The sequence below is a fragment of the Mycolicibacterium lutetiense genome (genome assembly GCF_017876775.1).
Taxonomy (GTDB): Bacteria; Actinomycetota; Actinomycetes; order Mycobacteriales; family Mycobacteriaceae; genus Mycobacterium; species Mycobacterium lutetiense.
The window spans coordinates 3,049,530-3,066,245 of record NZ_JAGIOP010000002.1; the positions used below are offsets into that span (position 1 = coordinate 3,049,530).

The following is a 16,716-nucleotide window of genomic DNA, read 5'->3' on the forward strand; positions in this document are numbered from 1 at the left end:
CAGGTGACTGACGTGACGAACAGAGTGGCCGTGGTGACCGGCGGGGCATCGGGCATGGGTGAGGCGACATGCCACGAGTTGGGGCGGCGCGGCCACAAGGTCGCCGTGCTCGACATGAATGCCGATGCCGCTCAACGTGTCACCGATGACCTGCGGTCAGTCGGCATCACCGCCGTCGCGGCCGGTGCCGACATCACCGATCGCGCCGCGGTGGAAGAGGCCTTCGGCAAGGTCCGCAGCGAATTCGGGCCGGTCGAAATCTTGGTGACCAGCGCGGGGATGTTCGGGTACGCATCATTCGCCGAGATCACCGAGCAGTCCTGGGCACAGATGATCGACGTGAACCTGAGCGGGACTTTCCGCTGTTGCCAGGTGGCCCTGCCGGACATGGTCGACGCCGGATGGGGTCGCATCGTGATGATCTCCTCGTCGAGCGCCCAGCGCGGCACCCCGTTCGCGGCCCACTACGCCGCGTCGAAAGGTGCCCTGTTGACCCTGACGAAATCGCTGGCCCGCGAGTACGCCGTGCACGGCATCACGGTCAACAACATCCCGCCGTCGGGCATCGAAACCCCCATGCAGCACCAGTCACAGGCCGCGGGCTACCTGCCGCCGAACGAGACCATCGCCTCACACATCCCCCTCGGCCGGCTCGGCACCGGGGCGGATATCGCTGCCGCCGTGGGTTTCCTGTGCTCCGAGGAGGCCGGTTTCATCACCGGGCAAACCCTCGGGGTGAACGGCGGCGCAGTGATGTAGCGGCGCCCCACCGCCCCAAGCAGTCCCACAACGCACTAGTTACAGGGAGGTTCACATGGCAACCAAGTGGCCCAAACCGGCTGAGGGATCCTGGACCGAGCATTATTCCGATCTGGGTACCGGGCCGATCCCGTTCCGGGACTCCATCTCTGAAGAGTTCTATGCCCTGGAACAGGAAGCCATCTTCAAGCGGGCCTGGCTCAACATCAGCCGGGTCGAAGAGACGCCCGACATCGGCAGTTACATCACCCGCCAGATCGAGGCCGCCGACGCATCGCTGCTCCTGGTGCGAGACCACGACGGCGGTATCCGCGCCTTCCACAACCTGTGCCGCCGACGCGGACACGCACTGGTTCCGGCCGACTTCCGTGCGACCGAATTGCGCAGCACCGGAGACGAGTTCGAATGCCGGCACTGCGGGTGGCACTACGGTCTCGACGGAAAGCTGGTATCGCTGCCCGCTGCGGACGACTTCGCCGGTCTGGACACCGCAGACTACGGCCTGGTCCCGGTGCACTGCGACGTGTGGGCCGGTTTCGTGTTCGTCAACTTCGACCATGAACCGCGCCAAAGCCTGCGCGACTTCCTCGGGCCCATGATCACCGCGCTCGACGACTACCCGTTCGGCCAACTCACCGAACGCTACGACTGGGTCGCGCACAACAACAGCAACTGGAAGATCTTCGCCGACGCTTTCCAGGAGTACTACCACGTACCGTCGCTGCACACCCAGCAGGTGCCGCCCGAGGTACGGGATCCCAACGCCGGCTTCACCTGTGGACACTTTCAACTCGACGGTCCGCACCGGCTCGTCTCGACAGCCGGCACCCGTCGCTGGCTGTTGGCACCGGAGTACATGTACCCGATCGAGCGGGCCACCGAGAGCGGGCTGGTGGGTCCGTGGCGGACCCCGGACATCGGTGAGCTCCCGCCGGGACTCAACCCGGGCAACATCGAGCCCTGGGGGATCAGCAACTTCCAGATCTTTCCCAATCTGGAGATCCTGATCTATGGCGGCTGGTACCTGCTGTACCGCTACTGGCCGACCTCGCACAACACCCACCGGTTCGAGGCGTTCACCTATTTCCACCCGGCCCGCACGGTGCGGGAACGCATCGAACACGAGGTGGCCGCCGTCGTGCTCAAGGAATTCGCCCTGCAGGACGCCGGCATGCTCGGCGGCACCCAGGCCGCGCTCGGGTACGACGTCATCGACGAATACCCGCTCAACGATCAGGAGATCCTGGTGCGTCATCTGCACAAGATGGCGGTCGATTGGGTCGGGGCCTACCAGCGCGACGTCGCGCCGGCAGGCGCGTGACGATGACCTCCGCCCGGCTGCCCAGCGCCTTCGCCGAACTGGAGCCCTACGCCGAAATCTGGTGCCTACCAACGGAGACCGAACGTTGGGATCGACGCCTGGCCAGCACCATGCCGGAGATGCACCAGTTCTACGACGCCTTCTTCCCGCGGGTCGAGGAGGCGATCGAGTACTGCGACAAGTTCCCGCTCGACGACATCCCCGACGATGCGCTCAATCTGCTGCACCTGATCTATTCGTTGATCATGGTCGCGATGTCGGTGGAGATCATGCACCGCCCGGCACCGATCGACGCCGCCGATGCCGTCATGATCCGCACCGGGGAACCACGGCCGTAACCGCCACCGAAAGGACACACCGATGAGTGTGCTGACCATCAACAAGCTGACCGCGTCAGTCGGGGCCGAGGTTGTCGGCATAGACCCCGAACGCCTGGGCACCGACGACAGCCTTTCGGCCGCCATCCTGGATGCCCTCGAAGACAACGGCGTGCTGGTCTTCCACGACCTGCACCTGAATCCCGAAGCCCAAGTGGCCTTCTGCCAACGTCTCGGCGAGGTCGACCGCTCCGCCGACGGCCATCACCCCGTCTCCGGGATCTACCCGATCACCCTGGATCGGAAGAAGAACAAGGCGGCCGAGTATCTCAAGGCCACCTTCGACTGGCATATCGACGGCTGCACTCCGGTGCACGACGAATGCCCGCAGAAGGCGACCGTGCTTTCGGCGGTTGAGGTTGCCGCCCGCGGCGGGGAAACGGAGTTCGCCAACGCGTATGCGGCCTACGACACTCTCGATGCGGCCGAGAAGGAGCGTTACGGCAAGCTGCGGGTGGTTCATTCGCTGGAGGCCTCGCAGCGACGGGTTTATCCGGATCCGACGGCGGAACAACAGCAGCGATGGGCCGCGCGCCCGACCCATGAGAACCCGCTGGTGTGGACTCACCGCAATGGCCGAAAGTCATTGGTACTCGGCGCTTCGGCGGATTACATCGTCGGCATGAATCTCGACGAGGGACGCGCCCTGCTCGCCGAACTCCTCGCCCACGCCACCACGGCGGACAAGGTGTACAGCCACAAGTGGTCGGTCGGCGACACCGTCATCTGGGACAACCAGGGCGTCCTGCACCGTGCGGCGCCCTATGAGCCCAACTCCCCGCGCCACATGCTGCGCACCACGGTGCTCGGCGACGAACCGATCCAGTAGCCGCCTCTCAAGCGCTGTGCAGCGCAGATGCATGAGCACGGTATGAAGTCTCCGCCACCTGAAGGAGGCGGTTTCCCTACTGGCTACCGCTGTTAGGCGGCGGTTTTCGGGTTTTGACGTTTCACAGCCTGCCTGATGGCGTTGGGCTCCACGTCCAGCAAGGCCACTTCCTGGCCCCGGTGTTTGATTACGATCGCAGCGTTGGTGTCAGCGTTGCCGGTCCACCCGCATGCTGGATCTGCGCATCGGAACAACGCTTGGCTTTCGCGTTGCCCCTCTGCGGTGGACCCGCATCGGTGGCACGTCTGCGACGTGCCGTGTGGCCGGACCCGGATGACCCGTGCCCCTGCTTGAACGGCCTTGTATGCGAGCAGTGTCAGGATCTGGGTCCATCCTTGATCGAGGATGGACCGGTTCAACCCGGACTTCTGTTTGACGTTCACCCCCGGTGCCTCGACGGTGCCTTTAGCGCTGCGGGTCATGTCCTTCACCCGCAGGTCCTCCAGAACCAGCGTAGCCATCCCGGTTGCGACCAGTGCAGCGGTGGATTGGTGTGCGAAGTCGTACCGGCGTCGGGCCTGGCGGGCTTTCAAGCCCGCCATCTGGGCGTAGGTCCGCAGCAGTCTGCGGCTTGCTGTGCGGCCGCGGAGTGTCCCTGCCCGCTGCCGCGCGGCTCGACGTTCAAGACGGTACAGACGTTTCTTCTCACCTGCAGCGAGGGTGGCTGCTTGGTCGATGAACGACCCGTCCGACAGTGCCAGAGTATGGATCACGCCGCGGTCGATACCGACACTGCCCCGTTGCGCTCGGCGCTGGCGGGGTTTCACAACCTGGTTTTCACCGCGCACCACCAGCATCCAGCCAAATGCCTCCCGCACCACCCGCGCACCGGTGACCCGTTCAGGCATGCTGCGGTGCAACCGGACCTTGACCATCCCGACTTTCGGAATGACCACGGTGGCCCACTTGCGATTGAGGCGGGTGAGGTTGAGATCGCGAGCTTGGGGCACATCGACCGCGCGGCGTGCCCGACGCGTTTTCCAGGTAGGCCGGCCATGGGTGCCGTTCCAATAATTCCACCAGGCCTGCTGGTAGGCCTTGAGCACTTGCTGTGCAGCCTGTGCCGGCAGGATCGCCAGCCAGTCGATGTCCTTGCGGGCCTGCCGGATCGCCGCGTCCGAGTCCGACCACGACGGCCACCGTCTCGACGCCTCATAAAACGTGTGGTGCGCGTGGATGAGATTCCACAACGCCCGAGCAGCGCCAGCCTGACGGGCCAACACCTCCGACTGCGCCGCAGACGGTGCCAGCGGATACTTCACGCACCGCTTGACCACCATCAACTCGCTCACAGCGGCAGTATCGTCCACACCCCTGACATGACCGTTGGCGTATGTCACCACGAGGGCAACCAAACGAGGATGTACGCACAGGAAGACATGTCGATACGCAGGCGGATCGACCGTTTGGTCAACAAGCAGATTCGGCACCTGGCGAGCCGCGCCGAAGTGCGGCCCGCGGGCATTCCTCTATCGCACGAGCGGCGAGTTCTTCCAACTCGGGCGGCACCGGATCGAGTTGGACCACCGAGTAGTCGTCCTCGTCGAGTTGAAACAGCTGCGGCGCGAGTTTCTCGCAGATGGCGTTGCCCTCACAGCGATCCAGGTCGACTTCGACGCGCACGGTAACCTCCGGAAGAGTTTATCCAAGTTCCCTTTGTAGAAAGGGTACCCCTCATGGTCCACCCTTCGGCTCTAGAACTTGCCGCCGCGTGGTTTCAACAGTGTGCCCAGCCACCGCACCGGCGCCGCCCAGCTCCGGCCGTCCTCCTGTGGCACTCCGGCAGCGCGGGGTGACAGCGGCTTGCGCCACTGATTGATCTCTACTTCGATTCGTTCGTGGCGTGAACCTGACCAGAACGTAGTCAGACCAGAACTCTCGGCCACTGCGACGATTCGCTGACCCACCATGGTGTCGGTGCGTTCTTTCACTTCCTCCGCCGCCGCTTTGTCGCCGTCGTAGGATGCGCGGACCAATGCCTCCGGCAAGTCCGGATGCGCGCGAAAAGCGCTGTACCCCAATACCAACTGCGGTGGGAATTCACCCAGCCTCAGTGCATCCTGTTCGTGGAAGAACGTGTAGGCCCACTCACGGTAGCGATACCAATCCGGCGGGTCCGGGTTGAGGGTGCGCTCGTCATCGATCTCGCTGGTGCCACAGGTCATGCAGCAGGAGAAGCACATCCGACCGAGGATGCCCTCCGATTCCAACTGAGTGAACGTGTCCTTCAACCGACCGTAATCACCGGTGTCGAGCCAGGTGGCCTGCTCGGCCACACGCTCATCCCACATCGACCCCACCAGGGCCGCCGCGTCATCGGGCTGCACCACTTCGGAATCGGATACCCATTCGAGCAAGTCGTTGTAGTCCCAGATCCCGGCGACCAACCGAAGCCTGATCTCCTCTTGCAGCTCGGCGAGATCGCCGGCCTCTGAGTCCCCCATGTCCATGGGTGGAATCCTTCCCTTCGGCCGGTTTGTCCGGCAACCCCCGACCGCGGTTACAGGGATATCCAACGTAGCCGCCACGGCGGCGCACAGAGGGTGTCGTCGAGGATCCACTCCTGAATACCCGCGGTGATCCAGACCGTCGCGACGGCCACCGCCCCGCCCAACGCATCACCTACTGCGGCATCGCGGACTCAACCACGGTCAACTTGTCCGAAAGCCCTGCAATCCTGCGGATTTCGCGGAACTCCGCGAGCATGCCGTCAGTGACCTCGTGCGGATCATCAACCGTGGCATCGTCGGAGAGGACCGAGATGTTGAGCTGGTCGACATAGCTCCACACCGTGATGTTCAGCCCGCTGCCTGTGGTGATCGGTCCCACCGAATAGATCTCGGTGACCGTGGCGCCACCGACCTTGGCGCGGTCCCGCGGTCCGGGAACGTTCGAGATGTTGAGGTTGAGCACCTTGTTCTGGCCGTCCTGATTGGACAGCCACTTGAACGCCGCCTCGACCGGCGCCGGCGGCATGTACGCGGCCCAGCGTGCGATCAGTTCCGGGCCGATCAGTTGATGGCTCTCCTTGGCCAGGGAGGCCGCATCGTGCGCACGCTGCACCCGCTCGGCGGTATCGGCGACATCCACCGGCAGCGCCACCAACACACCGCTGAAGCGGTTACCCGAGATGCGGTCCGGCGAGAAGTCGAAACTCATCGGCACCGAGGCCAGCAACGGATGGTCGGCCTTGCCGTCGTACTTGAGTGACAGTGTGCGCAACGCTCCCGACGACATGGCCAGCACCAGATCGTTGATCGTCACCCCGAGTTTCTTACTCGTTTCCTTCACTTCGGCCAATGCCAGTGTGGCCGTGGCGAAAAGGCGTTTCTCGTCGAGGATGTGGTTCATGAAGCTGGGCGGCGGGGTGAACGGCCGGGTCAACTCCGGCGACAGCTTGCGGCTGCTGCGCCGAACCCGCCCGAGCCCCTTGGTGGTGTAACGCATGGTCCCGGGCAAGCGGCCGAGCTGACGCATGTGATCGGCGAACGCCGAGCGCACCAGTTCGGTCTTGGTGGGGGCCGGATCGGTGACATACGACTCGTCGTCGCGGTCCGGGCCGTCGCTCAGGTCCATCCCCCGCGCCAGCAGATTCGCCGAGGCGACCCCGTCGGCCAGGGCATGGTGAATCTTGCCGACCACCGCGATACGACCATCAGCCAGGCCTTCGACGAAATACATCTCCCACAGCGGACGGCTACGGTCCAGCGGAGTACTGCCGATCTCACCGATCGCCTCGTCGAGTTCGCGGCGCCCACCCGGGGCGCGCACCCGCCAGGGCCGGACGTGGTACTCCAGGTCGACGTCGCAGTTCTCCCGCCACATCGGGTGGTGGAACTTGAACGGGATGTCGACGAGTTGGTAGCGGAACGGGTCGAGCTTGTGCAGCCGTCCGCGGATGACCTCCCGGAACTCGTCAATCCCGAAAGTCCGGTCGCCCATGTCGTCGAGCGCGATGACCGCGATCTTCAACGTGTGCATGTGCACATTGGGTGTCTCTGTATACAGCAGGAACGCGTCCCACCCACTCAACCGCTTCACGGTGTCCCTCCCCAGGTGTGGAAACGCTTATATGACTGCTTTAGCCTCGTCCATCGCCCGGTTTCGGTGAATTTGGTTGAGGAACAAGCCGATTGCGGTGGCCATCGCCCCGGTCCTGGCCCCGTCCGTCATGTCGAAGGCGTGCCCGGCGCCGGGCAGCTCGATGTAGCCGACCACTGCCTGCGACACCGCCTTGAGCTTGTCGACGAAACTGCGGGCCTGCGCGACTGGAATGACGCTGTCACCGGTGCCGTGGATGACCAGGAACGGCGGTGCATCGGGATGGATCTGGGCGATCGGTGAGGCCTGCCTGAAGACCTCCGGATGACGATCGATCTTGCGGCCCACCACGATCCGTTCCAGAAACTCGACGAAGCGGACCCGCTCGTCGGTGGAGCGGTCCTCCCAGTCGTAGCGGCCGTAGATGCCGACCACGGCGTCGACCGAGGTGTCGGAGCCGTCGGGCAGATCACCCTGCATGTCCGGGTCGTTCGGGGTGAGGCCGGCCAGCGCGGCCAGGTGGCCGCCGGCCGAGCAGCCCGCGATGGCGACGAAATTGCGGTCGCCACCGAACTTGTCGACGTTGGCCCGCGCCCAGGCGATCGCCGCCTTGACGTCATCGAGGTGCCGCGGCCAGCGGTGGTGCGGGGCCACCCGGTAATCGATCGACAGACACACCCAGCCCTGCTGGGCCAGGTGTGACAACAGCGCGTAGCCCTGCAGGATCCGGCCGCCGTGCACCCAGGCACCGCCCGGCACGAACAGCAGGACGGGAGCGGGGGCAGCGCTGGGAAGTTCAGCGGGTCGCCACACGTCGAGCAGCTGAGCCGGGTCGTCGCCGTAGCGCACCGAGGTCCGGTACACGTCGCGCCGGTACTCCAGGGTGTGCCACAGGGGTGGCTTGCTGTCCGGGGCCGGCCAATCGACAGCCAGGTCAGCGGGTGAGACCACACCGCGCAACGCCTCCTGGGCGATCGCGTTGGTCTGCTCCCGCTCCTCCTGACGGAGCTCGCTGTTGTCCGGGGTGAACCAGGACTTCGCCGAGGACGTGACAAATTCGGGCAGGTGGCGGAACCCCCACACACTCATGGCGGTCAGCGCGCCGAGCGGTTCCAGGTGCTTGCCCACCAGTGGTAGCGAAGTCGATGCCACGCTGAGTGCCAGCATGTGGTCGGATGGCTTGGCATGTAGCAACCATCGTGCTCGATCGGCGAGCGTCGGTGCGGGGTACCGGTTATCCGGTCGTGCCGTCATTGCGCGAGCGTACCCCGCGGCATATTGGCGCAGGCAACAACTTCGCCGACTTGTTCCCCTGACGTCGAGTTGTGACCTGCATCACATCGACTTATCCGCGCAACCCCCGTTAGCTTCGCTAATCATGACTAAGTCTGCGCTGGCAATCACCGAAGAGCACCTGGACCTCGCCGAGGCTGCACTCGGGCAGCTGAATCGGCTCGACAGCCGCGCAGCCGCTCGCGCCACCCTGGAAAAGCCCGGCACCTACCCCGACGAAATCTGGTCGGCCGGTGCCGGACTCGGCTGGAACGGACTCGCCATCCCCGAGGAGTACGGCGGCTCGGGATTCGGTCTGTCCGAACTGGCGGTGGTGGCCGAGGTCGCCGGGCGCGAATTGAGCCCAGGACCGTTCCTGCCGACCGTTTCCGCCTCGGTGGTGATCGACCGCTACGCACCGGATTCCGTAAGGGCCGAACTCCTTCCGGGCCTCGCCGACGGCACGACGGTAGCGGCACTCGGTCTGGCGGGTTCGGTGAGCATCGGCGCCGACGGTCTCCTCGGCGGGCAGGCACGCGCGGTACTGGGCGCACCCGACGCGCAGGTACTCGTGCTGGCCGCCGGGGACGACATCGTCGTCCTCGACGCAGTGGCCGACGGAATCACCGTCACCGCACAGGATTCCCTGGACACCACCCGCAGCATCGGCGCGGTGGATCTGCGCGCGGTGGCGGTCGACGAGGGCCGCATCCTGCGCGGCGCCGCCCGCGCGGCCCGCACCGTGTTCCGCATCCTCGGCTCGGCGGAGGCGGTCGGCGTGTCCTGGGCCGCACTGGACATGGCCGTCGAGTACGCCAAGGTGCGCGAACAGTTCGGCCGCACCATCGGCACCTTCCAGGCCGTCAAACACCACGCCGCCAACATGCTCGTCGACGCCGAACAGACCACTGCCGCGGTGTGGGACGCGGCCCGCGCCGACAACCTCGACGGTGCGTGGTTCGCCGCTGCGGTGGCCGCAGCCCACGCCATCCGGGCCCAGATCTTCTGTACACAGACCAACGTTCAACTCCACGGCGGCATCGCCTTCACCTGGGAGCACGACGCACATCTGTACCTGCGCCGCGCCCGGACCCTGGCCGCGGTGCTCGGGGATGGCGCCGATCCGCTGGTCGACGTCGTCGGTGGACAGCGCAGCGGGCAGGCACACGGCGCCTCCTTCGCGCTGCCGGAGGAGGCCGAACAGTACCGGCAGGACGCGCGGGCCGCGGCGTCGGCGGCGAAGGCGCTGCCCGAGGACAAGCGCCGTGACTACCTGGTGGATTCCGGCTATCTGGTGCCGCACTGGCCCGCGCCGTGGGGCCGCGCCGCGAATGTGCTGGAGCAGTTGGTGATCGAGGAGGAATTCACCGACATCGAGCGGGCGGACATGGGGATCACCGGGTGGGTGACCCTGACCATCGCCCAGGCCGGCACCGACGATCAGCGTGAGCGCTGGGTGGAACCGGTGCTGCGCGGGCAGGTCATGTGGTGCCAGCTGTTCTCCGAGCCGGGCGCCGGCTCGGATGCGGCCGCCGTGCGCACTGCGGCCAAGAAGGTCGACGGCGGCTGGCGGATCACCGGCCAGAAGGTCTGGACCAGCCTGGCCCAGCACTGCCAGTGGGGCCTGGCCACGGTGCGCACCGATCCCGACGCGCCCAAACACGCCGGGGTCACCATGATGGCGATCGACATGAAATCCCCCGGGGTGACGGTGAATCCGTTGCGGGGGCTGACCGGCGACGCACACTTCAACGAGGTCTTCTTCGACGACGTGTTCGTCCCCGACTCCGATGTCGTCGGCGACGTGAACAAGGGCTGGCTGGTGGCGCGCGCCACCTTGGGCAATGAGCGCATCTCGATCGGCGGCGGTTCGGCGGCGCCGACCGGGTTCGACGCCGACGAACTGGTGGCGCTGATCGACGCGGATCCCGACGGCGCCCGCTACGTACGCCGCGGCGGCGAGGTGATCGCCGTGGGCCATACGCTGCGACTGCTGAACCTGCGCCGGGTCAGCCGGGCCATCGCCGGAACCGAGCCCGGACCCGAGGGCAACGTCACCAAGCTGCTGGTCGCCGAGCATTCCCAGCATCTGACCGAACTGGGCATGGACCTGGTCGGCTCGGCCGGGGTCACCGGCCAGACGCCGAAACTTACCCGCGCCTACCTGGGCAACCGGGCCATGACGATTGCCGGCGGGACCTCCGAGATCACCCGCAACACCATCGCCGAGCGCATCCTGGGTCTCCCCCGCGATCCGCTGCTGAAATAGCGCCCATTGAGCGGGTCCTGCCCTGGGCGCCCAGAAACCATTCCGGTAGAACTGACGGTGTGACCGCGAGCACGCCCTTTCATCCCGACCTCGAACGCATCGCCCGTTTCCTGCCTCGCAAGCTGGTGAACAGGCGTTCGCTGCCGTTGCTTCAGCGGTTGACCGGGTTGCAGAACCGGCAGACGCCCAAGGACGTCGAGGTGCTCACCTTGAGCTCGGGTGTGAGCGTCCGGTTGATCCGGCCGACCGGGGTCACCGAACCGACACCGGCGCTGCTGTGGATCCACGGCGGTGGCTATGTACTCGGCAGCCCGGCCCAGGACGACGCCCTGTGCCGGCGCTTCGCCAAGGAACTCGGCATCACGGTGGCAGCGGTCAAGTACCGCCTCGCGCCGCAGAACCCCTACCCGGCCGGGTTGGATGACTGCTACGAGGCACTGAAATGGCTCGCGGGACTTCCCGCGGTCGACGCCTCACGGGTCGCGATCGCCGGAGCCAGCGCAGGCGGCGGATTGGCGGCCTCCCTTGCGCTGCTGGCCCGTGACCGCGGCGAGATTGCCCTCGCTGCACAGATACTCGTGTACCCGATGCTCGACGACCGCTCGGTGGGCCCGGAGTTGGAGAATCCCGGCCACCGCCTGTGGACGCAGGGCAGCAATAGATTCGGCTGGTCGGCCTACCTCGGCGGAGCCGACCCGGCGACCGCAGTGCCCGGACGTCGCGAAGATCTCGCCGGGTTGCCGCCGGCCTGGATAGGTGTGGGAACGCTGGATCTGTTCCACGACGAGGACATGGCGTACGCCGAGCGGTTACGGGCCGCGGGGGTCGAATGTCAGGTCGAGCAGGTCCACGGGGCATTCCACGGGTTTGACCAGATCGCTGCGAAAACGCCGGTGGCCCAAGCGTTCATGGCCAGCCAATTCGCGAACCTACGGGCGGCTTTCGCCTGATTCGCGCTGGTGCCGCAGGTACCGGCAGGCACGTTCCAATAGGCAGCGGTCGGCGGCCGACAGCGCCCTGGCTCTCGGGACCTGACCGGAGACGATCCTCGCGAACCGAACACACAACTGCTCGGCGGTCATACCGAACTCCAGCCAGACGTCATCCTCGCGCGGACCCCCATAGGGAGCCCACGCGAGGACGAACTTCAGCAGGACACGTTCGAAGGAGTCCATCTACCGGCCTGGTCGATGTTCAAGTCGCGGATGACTTCGGTCTCGAACGCCTCGGTCCCGAACACCTTAGTCCCGAACAACGTTGTCCTCGAACACGACCCGGCCGATCAACTCGTAACGGCGCGGATCGCGCAGCTTGAAGTAGATCGCCATACCCGCGCCAAGGACGAACACACCCACCACGATCGATGGCGTCAGCTTGAACAGCAGCGTGCCGGATGCGGTTCCAGCGGCAGCGTCCTTGTGTTCCCACAGCAGGTACACGACATAGAGCATGCCGAGCCCGCCGAGGCCGGGCGCGACGAACGTCTTGAACCAGTGCTTGGACACCGGGTGGTTCTTGCGGATGTGGAAGTAGCTGATCACCGAGAAGGCGCACAGCGACTGCACGATCAGGATCGCCATGGTGCCGAGGATCGCCAGCAGTGTGTACATGTGCACGTACGGGTCCATCCCGGCGAACAGGAACGACAGGATGATCACCAGGGCGATCCCGCTCTGCACGAATGAGGCGATGTGCGGCGACCCGTGGGTGGGATGCGTCGCGCCGATAGTCTTCTGCAGGGTCTTGGACAGGCCTTCCCTGCCCAGCGCGTACAGGTAACGCGAGGCGCAGTTGTGGAAGGCCATGCCGCAGGCGAAGGAGCCGGAGACCAACAGGATGTTGAACACCGTGATCGCCCAGTCACCGTAAGCGGCGCGCACCGGGCCGAAGAAGATCTCCGATGACGTCGCGGAATCCTGTGCGAGTTCCACTGCCTTCTCCGGACCGGTGCCCGCGATCGCCATCCACGACACGAACACGTAGAACGCACCCACGCCGACGACGCTCAGCATGGTGGCCCGGGGAATGATCTTCTTCGGGTTCCGCGACTCCTCGCCGTACATCGCGGTCGATTCGAACCCGACCCACGACCAGAAAGCGAAGAACAGACCCAATCCAGCGCTTGCACCGACGATTCCGGCAGCCGGGGAGAACGCACCGATCGGGTTGATGATCTCGCCGACCGCGAATCCCTTGGGTCCGCCGCCCTTGAACAGCACCGCCACCGCACCGAGACCAAGCATGACGATCTCGGTTACCAGGAAGACACCGAGCACCTTCGCGGTCAGATTGACGTCGAAGTAGGTCAGCACCGCGTTGGTCGCCAGCATCAGCAGCGCCGGGATGATCCAGTGAATATGAATGCCCAGCTCGGACTGCATGAAGTTCTGGAAGAAGAACGAGAAGATGCCGATCAGCGACGCCTCAAACACCACATAGGCCATGGTGATCAAGCCGCCGCTGGCCATCCCGACGATACGGCCGAGGCCGTGGGAGATGTAGCCGTAGAAGGCCCCGGTGGTGGTGATGTGCTTGGCCATGGTCGCGTAACCGATGGCGAACAGGCCCAGAACGATCGTCGCAACGATGTAGCCGGCCGGCGCGTGTGAACCATTTCCGAAGCCAATTGCGATCGGGACGTTGCCGACCATTGCGGTGATCGGGGCAGCGGTGGCCACTGCCATGAAGATGACGCCGACAGTGCCGACGGCGTTACGTTTCAGTCTCTGAACATCGTGAGCTGTGTCTTTATGCTCGCCGACAGCTTGATCGGTCATCTAGCTGGGTGCCTTTCAGGTAACAGTGGACGCTTCGATGTGGCCTGGACCACAATCGAGACGTACGTATATTGGCACTACCAAAACCGATCCACAAGCGTTCCAGGCGACCATTGACAGAAATGGTCACAACCGTTTATGGTGAGGCCCATCACAGCTACCGAGTAGCTCAAGAGGGAGCCGCATGTACGACTACGGCACGTTCACGTTCGAGTCCAAAGCCGAGGTGCTGGACAAGGCGAAAACGTTCTGGAATCCAGACAAGACACAGTTCTGGACCGATTCGGGTGTCGATCTGGTGATCGACCGCCGCGAGGGATACTTCCTGTGGGACATGGAGGGCCGTCGACTCATCGACATGCACCTCAATGGCGGTACCTACAACCTCGGCCACCGTAATCCCGAAGTGATGCAAGCGATTTCCGACGGCATGCAGCACTTCGACATGGGGAACCACCACTTCCCCTCGGTGGCCCGCACCGCACTCGCGCAGCGTCTCGTCGACACGGCGCCGGCGTCCATCAAGAAGATCGCGTTCGCATCCGGCGGCGGCGAGGCGATCGACATCGCGCTCAAGAGCGCCCGGCACGCCACCAAGCGCCGCAAGATCGTCTCGATCGTCAAGGCCTACCACGGCCACACCGGTCTGGCCGTGGCCACCGGCGACGACCGGTTCGCCAAGTTCTTCCTGGCCGACCAGCCCGACGAGTTCCTGCAGGTGCCGTTCAACGACATCGAGGCGATGGAACGGGTGCTGGCCGGCGGCGACGTCGCCGCGGTGATCATGGAGACCATCCCGGCCACCTACGGATTCCCGCTTCCCGCACCGGGATACCTGGAAGCCGTCAAGGCCGCCACCGAGAAGCACGGCACTCTCTACATCGCCGACGAGGTGCAGACCGGCCTGATGCGCACCGGTGAACTGTGGGGCATCACCAAGCACGGCATCGAACCCGACATCATCGTCACCGGCAAAGGCCTGTCCGGCGGCATGTACCCGATCGCCGCCGCACTGCTCGGCGACCGCGCCGCGTCCTGGCTCGACCAGGACGGGTTCGCGCACATGTCCACCTTCGGTGGCGCCGAACTCGGTTGCGTCGCCGCGATCAAGACGCTGGAGATCTGCACCCGCCCCGAGGTGCGCTCGATGGTGCACTACATCGCCGACACTTTCGATCACGGACTGCGCCGTATCCAGGCCGACCACCCCGACTGGTTCGTCGGCATCCGGCAGAACGGGGTGATCCTCGGGCTCGAGTTCGATCACCCAGAGGGCGCGAAGTTCGTGATGCGCGAGCTCTACGAGAACGGGGTGTGGGCGATCTTCTCGACGCTGGATCCCCGTGTGCTGCAGTTCAAACCAGGTCTTCTGCTCTCGCGCGAGTTGTGCGAGGACGTGCTGGACCGCCTCGCTGTTGCGGTGAGTCGAGCCAAGACCGCTGCGAATGGACGGAAAGCGTCATGACTAATACCGCACAGGCCGGGCACATGCTCGAACGGGCCCGGTGGGCCGCCGGTGCCTACGCCGACTACGACCAGGCCGCGGTGTCGAGGATCGTCACCGCGGTGGCCGAGGCCGGCTACGCCGAGGCCGAACGGTTCGCCGCCGAGGCGGTCGCCGAGACCGGCATGGGCGTGGTGGCCGACAAGGTCACCAAGAACCGGGCCTGCTCGCGTGGCATCGTCGACTACTACCGCGGTGAAGATTATGTGTCGCCGCGAGTCGACGAGGCCAACAAGATCGTCGAGCTTCCCCGGCCCGCCGGGGTGGTGTTGGCCCTGACGCCGACCACCAATCCCGTTGCCACGGTGTACTTCAAGGTGATCCTGGCGCTGATGACCCGCAACGCGGTCGTCGTCGCCCCCCATCCGCGCGCCAAGCAGTGCTCGGCCGACGCCGCCCGAGTGCTCGCCGAGGCCGCCGTCGCGGCGGGCGCACCCGACGGCATCGTCCAGGTCGTCGACGAGCCGTCGATTCCCCTGGTGCAGGCGCTGATGGCCGACGACCGCACCGACGTCATCGTCGCCACCGGCGGCACCGGGGTCGTGCGCGCCGCATACTCGTCGGGCAACCCGGCGCTCGGCGTCGGCCCGGGCAACGTCCCAGTGTTCGTCGATGCCAGTGCGGACATCAACGCCGCGGCCAAGCGGATCGTGGACAGCAAGGCATTCGACAACTCAGTGCTGTGCACCAACGAGTCGGTGCTGATCGTCGAAGACGCCGTCGCCGACAAACTGCGCTCGGCGCTGACCCGGGCCGGGGCGCACATCCTCGACGAGGACGGTGCTCGGCGGCTGCGGGCCTACATGTTCGCCGGCGGACACCTCAACACCGACGTGGTCGGACGCGACGCCGCGTGGATCGCCGGTCAGGCCGGCCTGCGGGTCACCCCTAAGACCCGCGTGCTGATCGCACCGTTCGACGACGTGATCACCGAAGAGATGCTCGCCCACGAGAAGCTGTCCCCGGTACTCGGGATGACCACCGCGGCCGACGCCGCGCGCGGTATCCGGGCGGCCCGGGCGGTGGTGCGGATCGGCGGGGCCGGCCACTCGGCCGCCATCCACAGCGAGAACCCCTCCGTGATCACTGATTTCGCTTCCCAGGTACCCGTGCTGCGAGTGTCGGTCAACGTCGGCAACTCCACCGGCAGCTCCGGTCTGGACACCAACCTGGCGCCGTCGATGACCATCGGCACCGGGTTTGTCGGGCGAAGCTCGATCGGGGAGAACCTGCAGCCGCAGAACCTGATCAACTGGGCCCGCATCGCCTACAACAGCGACTCCGGAGTGGCGATGGGCAACTTCGCGGGCATCAACCCCTGGCAAGCACCGGCCGGACCGGTGCCGGAATACCCGCGCGCCTCCAACGACCGCAACGGTGTGCCCGTCACGCCGCGTCGCTCGCACCCGACGACAAACCGGTCGGCGGATCCCGGACTGGACGTACTGCGAGCCGAACTTCGCGCACTTGTCGTCGAAGAACTCGCACAACTGATCAAGAGGTAGGG

15 protein-coding genes are annotated in these 16,716 nt (G+C 65.5%); 8 read left to right on the forward strand and 7 right to left on the reverse strand.

Features of this window, described 5'->3' with window-relative positions:
* The first annotated feature begins 12 nt into the window (after nt 1-12).
* From JOF57_RS23945 to JOF57_RS23960, 4 genes are read left to right on the forward strand one after another with little or no spacing between them, the layout of a single operon-like run.
* Entirely contained in the window at nt 13-759 is a 747-nt protein-coding gene (locus JOF57_RS23945; RefSeq protein ID WP_307870090.1) for an SDR family NAD(P)-dependent oxidoreductase, read from the forward strand.
* Between the two features lie 55 nt (nt 760-814).
* On the forward strand, nt 815-2,080 hold the full coding sequence (locus tag JOF57_RS23950) for an aromatic ring-hydroxylating oxygenase subunit alpha (protein WP_209920932.1): 1,266 nt from the start codon (nt 815-817) through the stop codon (nt 2,078-2,080).
* A 2-nt stretch (nt 2,081-2,082) separates the two neighbouring features.
* Nucleotides 2,083-2,418: a hypothetical protein gene (locus JOF57_RS23955; RefSeq protein ID WP_209920934.1), complete on the forward strand. Its 336-nt coding sequence runs from the start codon at nt 2,083-2,085 to the stop codon at nt 2,416-2,418.
* A gap of 22 nt (nt 2,419-2,440) precedes the next feature.
* Nucleotides 2,441-3,286 (forward strand): TauD/TfdA dioxygenase family protein, encoded by an 846-nt coding sequence (locus tag JOF57_RS23960; protein WP_209920939.1) that lies wholly within the window; start codon nt 2,441-2,443, stop codon nt 3,284-3,286.
* Nucleotides 3,287-3,378: 92 nt separating this feature from the next.
* Here the strand turns inward: JOF57_RS23960 and JOF57_RS23965 are convergent, their stop codons facing one another.
* The 5 genes from JOF57_RS23965 to JOF57_RS23985 form a co-directional block, all read right to left on the reverse strand.
* Nucleotides 3,379-4,638, reverse strand: coding sequence for an RNA-guided endonuclease InsQ/TnpB family protein (locus JOF57_RS23965; protein ID WP_209920942.1), 1,260 nt, complete (start codon nt 4,636-4,638; stop codon nt 3,379-3,381).
* Between the two features lie 118 nt (nt 4,639-4,756).
* On the reverse strand, nt 4,757-4,969 hold the full coding sequence (locus JOF57_RS23970) for a ferredoxin (protein ID WP_209920945.1): 213 nt from the start codon (nt 4,967-4,969) through the stop codon (nt 4,757-4,759).
* Between the two features lie 71 nt (nt 4,970-5,040).
* The gene (locus tag JOF57_RS23975) at nt 5,041-5,796 is read right to left on the reverse strand and encodes a DUF6891 domain-containing protein (protein WP_209920948.1); all 756 of its coding nucleotides are present in this window, start codon (nt 5,794-5,796) and stop codon (nt 5,041-5,043) included.
* Between the two features lie 172 nt (nt 5,797-5,968).
* On the reverse strand, nt 5,969-7,387 hold the full coding sequence (locus tag JOF57_RS23980) for a WS/DGAT/MGAT family O-acyltransferase (RefSeq protein WP_209920951.1): 1,419 nt from the start codon (nt 7,385-7,387) through the stop codon (nt 5,969-5,971).
* Nucleotides 7,388-7,414: 27 nt separating this feature from the next.
* The gene (locus JOF57_RS23985; protein ID WP_209920954.1) at nt 7,415-8,641 is read right to left on the reverse strand and encodes an alpha/beta hydrolase; all 1,227 of its coding nucleotides are present in this window, start codon (nt 8,639-8,641) and stop codon (nt 7,415-7,417) included.
* A gap of 124 nt (nt 8,642-8,765) precedes the next feature.
* Between JOF57_RS23985 and JOF57_RS23990 the strand changes: the two genes are divergently transcribed.
* Together JOF57_RS23990 and JOF57_RS23995 are read left to right on the forward strand one after the other, a co-directional pair.
* Nucleotides 8,766-10,928 (forward strand): acyl-CoA dehydrogenase family protein, encoded by a 2,163-nt coding sequence (locus tag JOF57_RS23990; protein ID WP_209920957.1) that lies wholly within the window; start codon nt 8,766-8,768, stop codon nt 10,926-10,928.
* A gap of 59 nt (nt 10,929-10,987) precedes the next feature.
* Entirely contained in the window at nt 10,988-11,878 is an 891-nt protein-coding gene (locus JOF57_RS23995) for an alpha/beta hydrolase (RefSeq protein WP_209920959.1), read from the forward strand.
* On the opposite strand, the gene JOF57_RS24000 is transcribed toward JOF57_RS23995, so the two are convergent.
* Together JOF57_RS24000 and JOF57_RS24005 are read right to left on the reverse strand one after the other, a co-directional pair.
* Nucleotides 11,858-12,103, reverse strand: a complete 246-nt coding sequence (locus JOF57_RS24000; protein WP_209920962.1) for a hypothetical protein — start codon at nt 12,101-12,103, stop codon at nt 11,858-11,860. The genes JOF57_RS23995 and JOF57_RS24000 overlap by 21 nt on opposite strands.
* Before the next feature lie 66 nt (nt 12,104-12,169).
* Entirely contained in the window at nt 12,170-13,705 is a 1,536-nt protein-coding gene (locus tag JOF57_RS24005; protein ID WP_209920965.1) for an APC family permease, read from the reverse strand.
* 184 nt (nt 13,706-13,889) lie between these two features.
* Between JOF57_RS24005 and JOF57_RS24010 the strand changes: the two genes are divergently transcribed.
* Nucleotides 13,890-15,170 carry a class-III pyridoxal-phosphate-dependent aminotransferase gene (locus JOF57_RS24010; RefSeq protein ID WP_209920968.1) on the forward strand — a complete coding sequence of 427 codons (1,281 nt, stop codon included), beginning with the start codon at nt 13,890-13,892 and terminating at the stop codon, nt 15,168-15,170.
* Nucleotides 15,167-16,714 (forward strand): aldehyde dehydrogenase family protein, encoded by a 1,548-nt coding sequence (locus tag JOF57_RS24015; RefSeq protein ID WP_209920971.1) that lies wholly within the window; start codon nt 15,167-15,169, stop codon nt 16,712-16,714. Before JOF57_RS24010 ends, JOF57_RS24015 begins: the two co-directional genes overlap by 4 nt.
* The last annotated feature ends 2 nt before the right edge of the window (nt 16,715-16,716 follow it).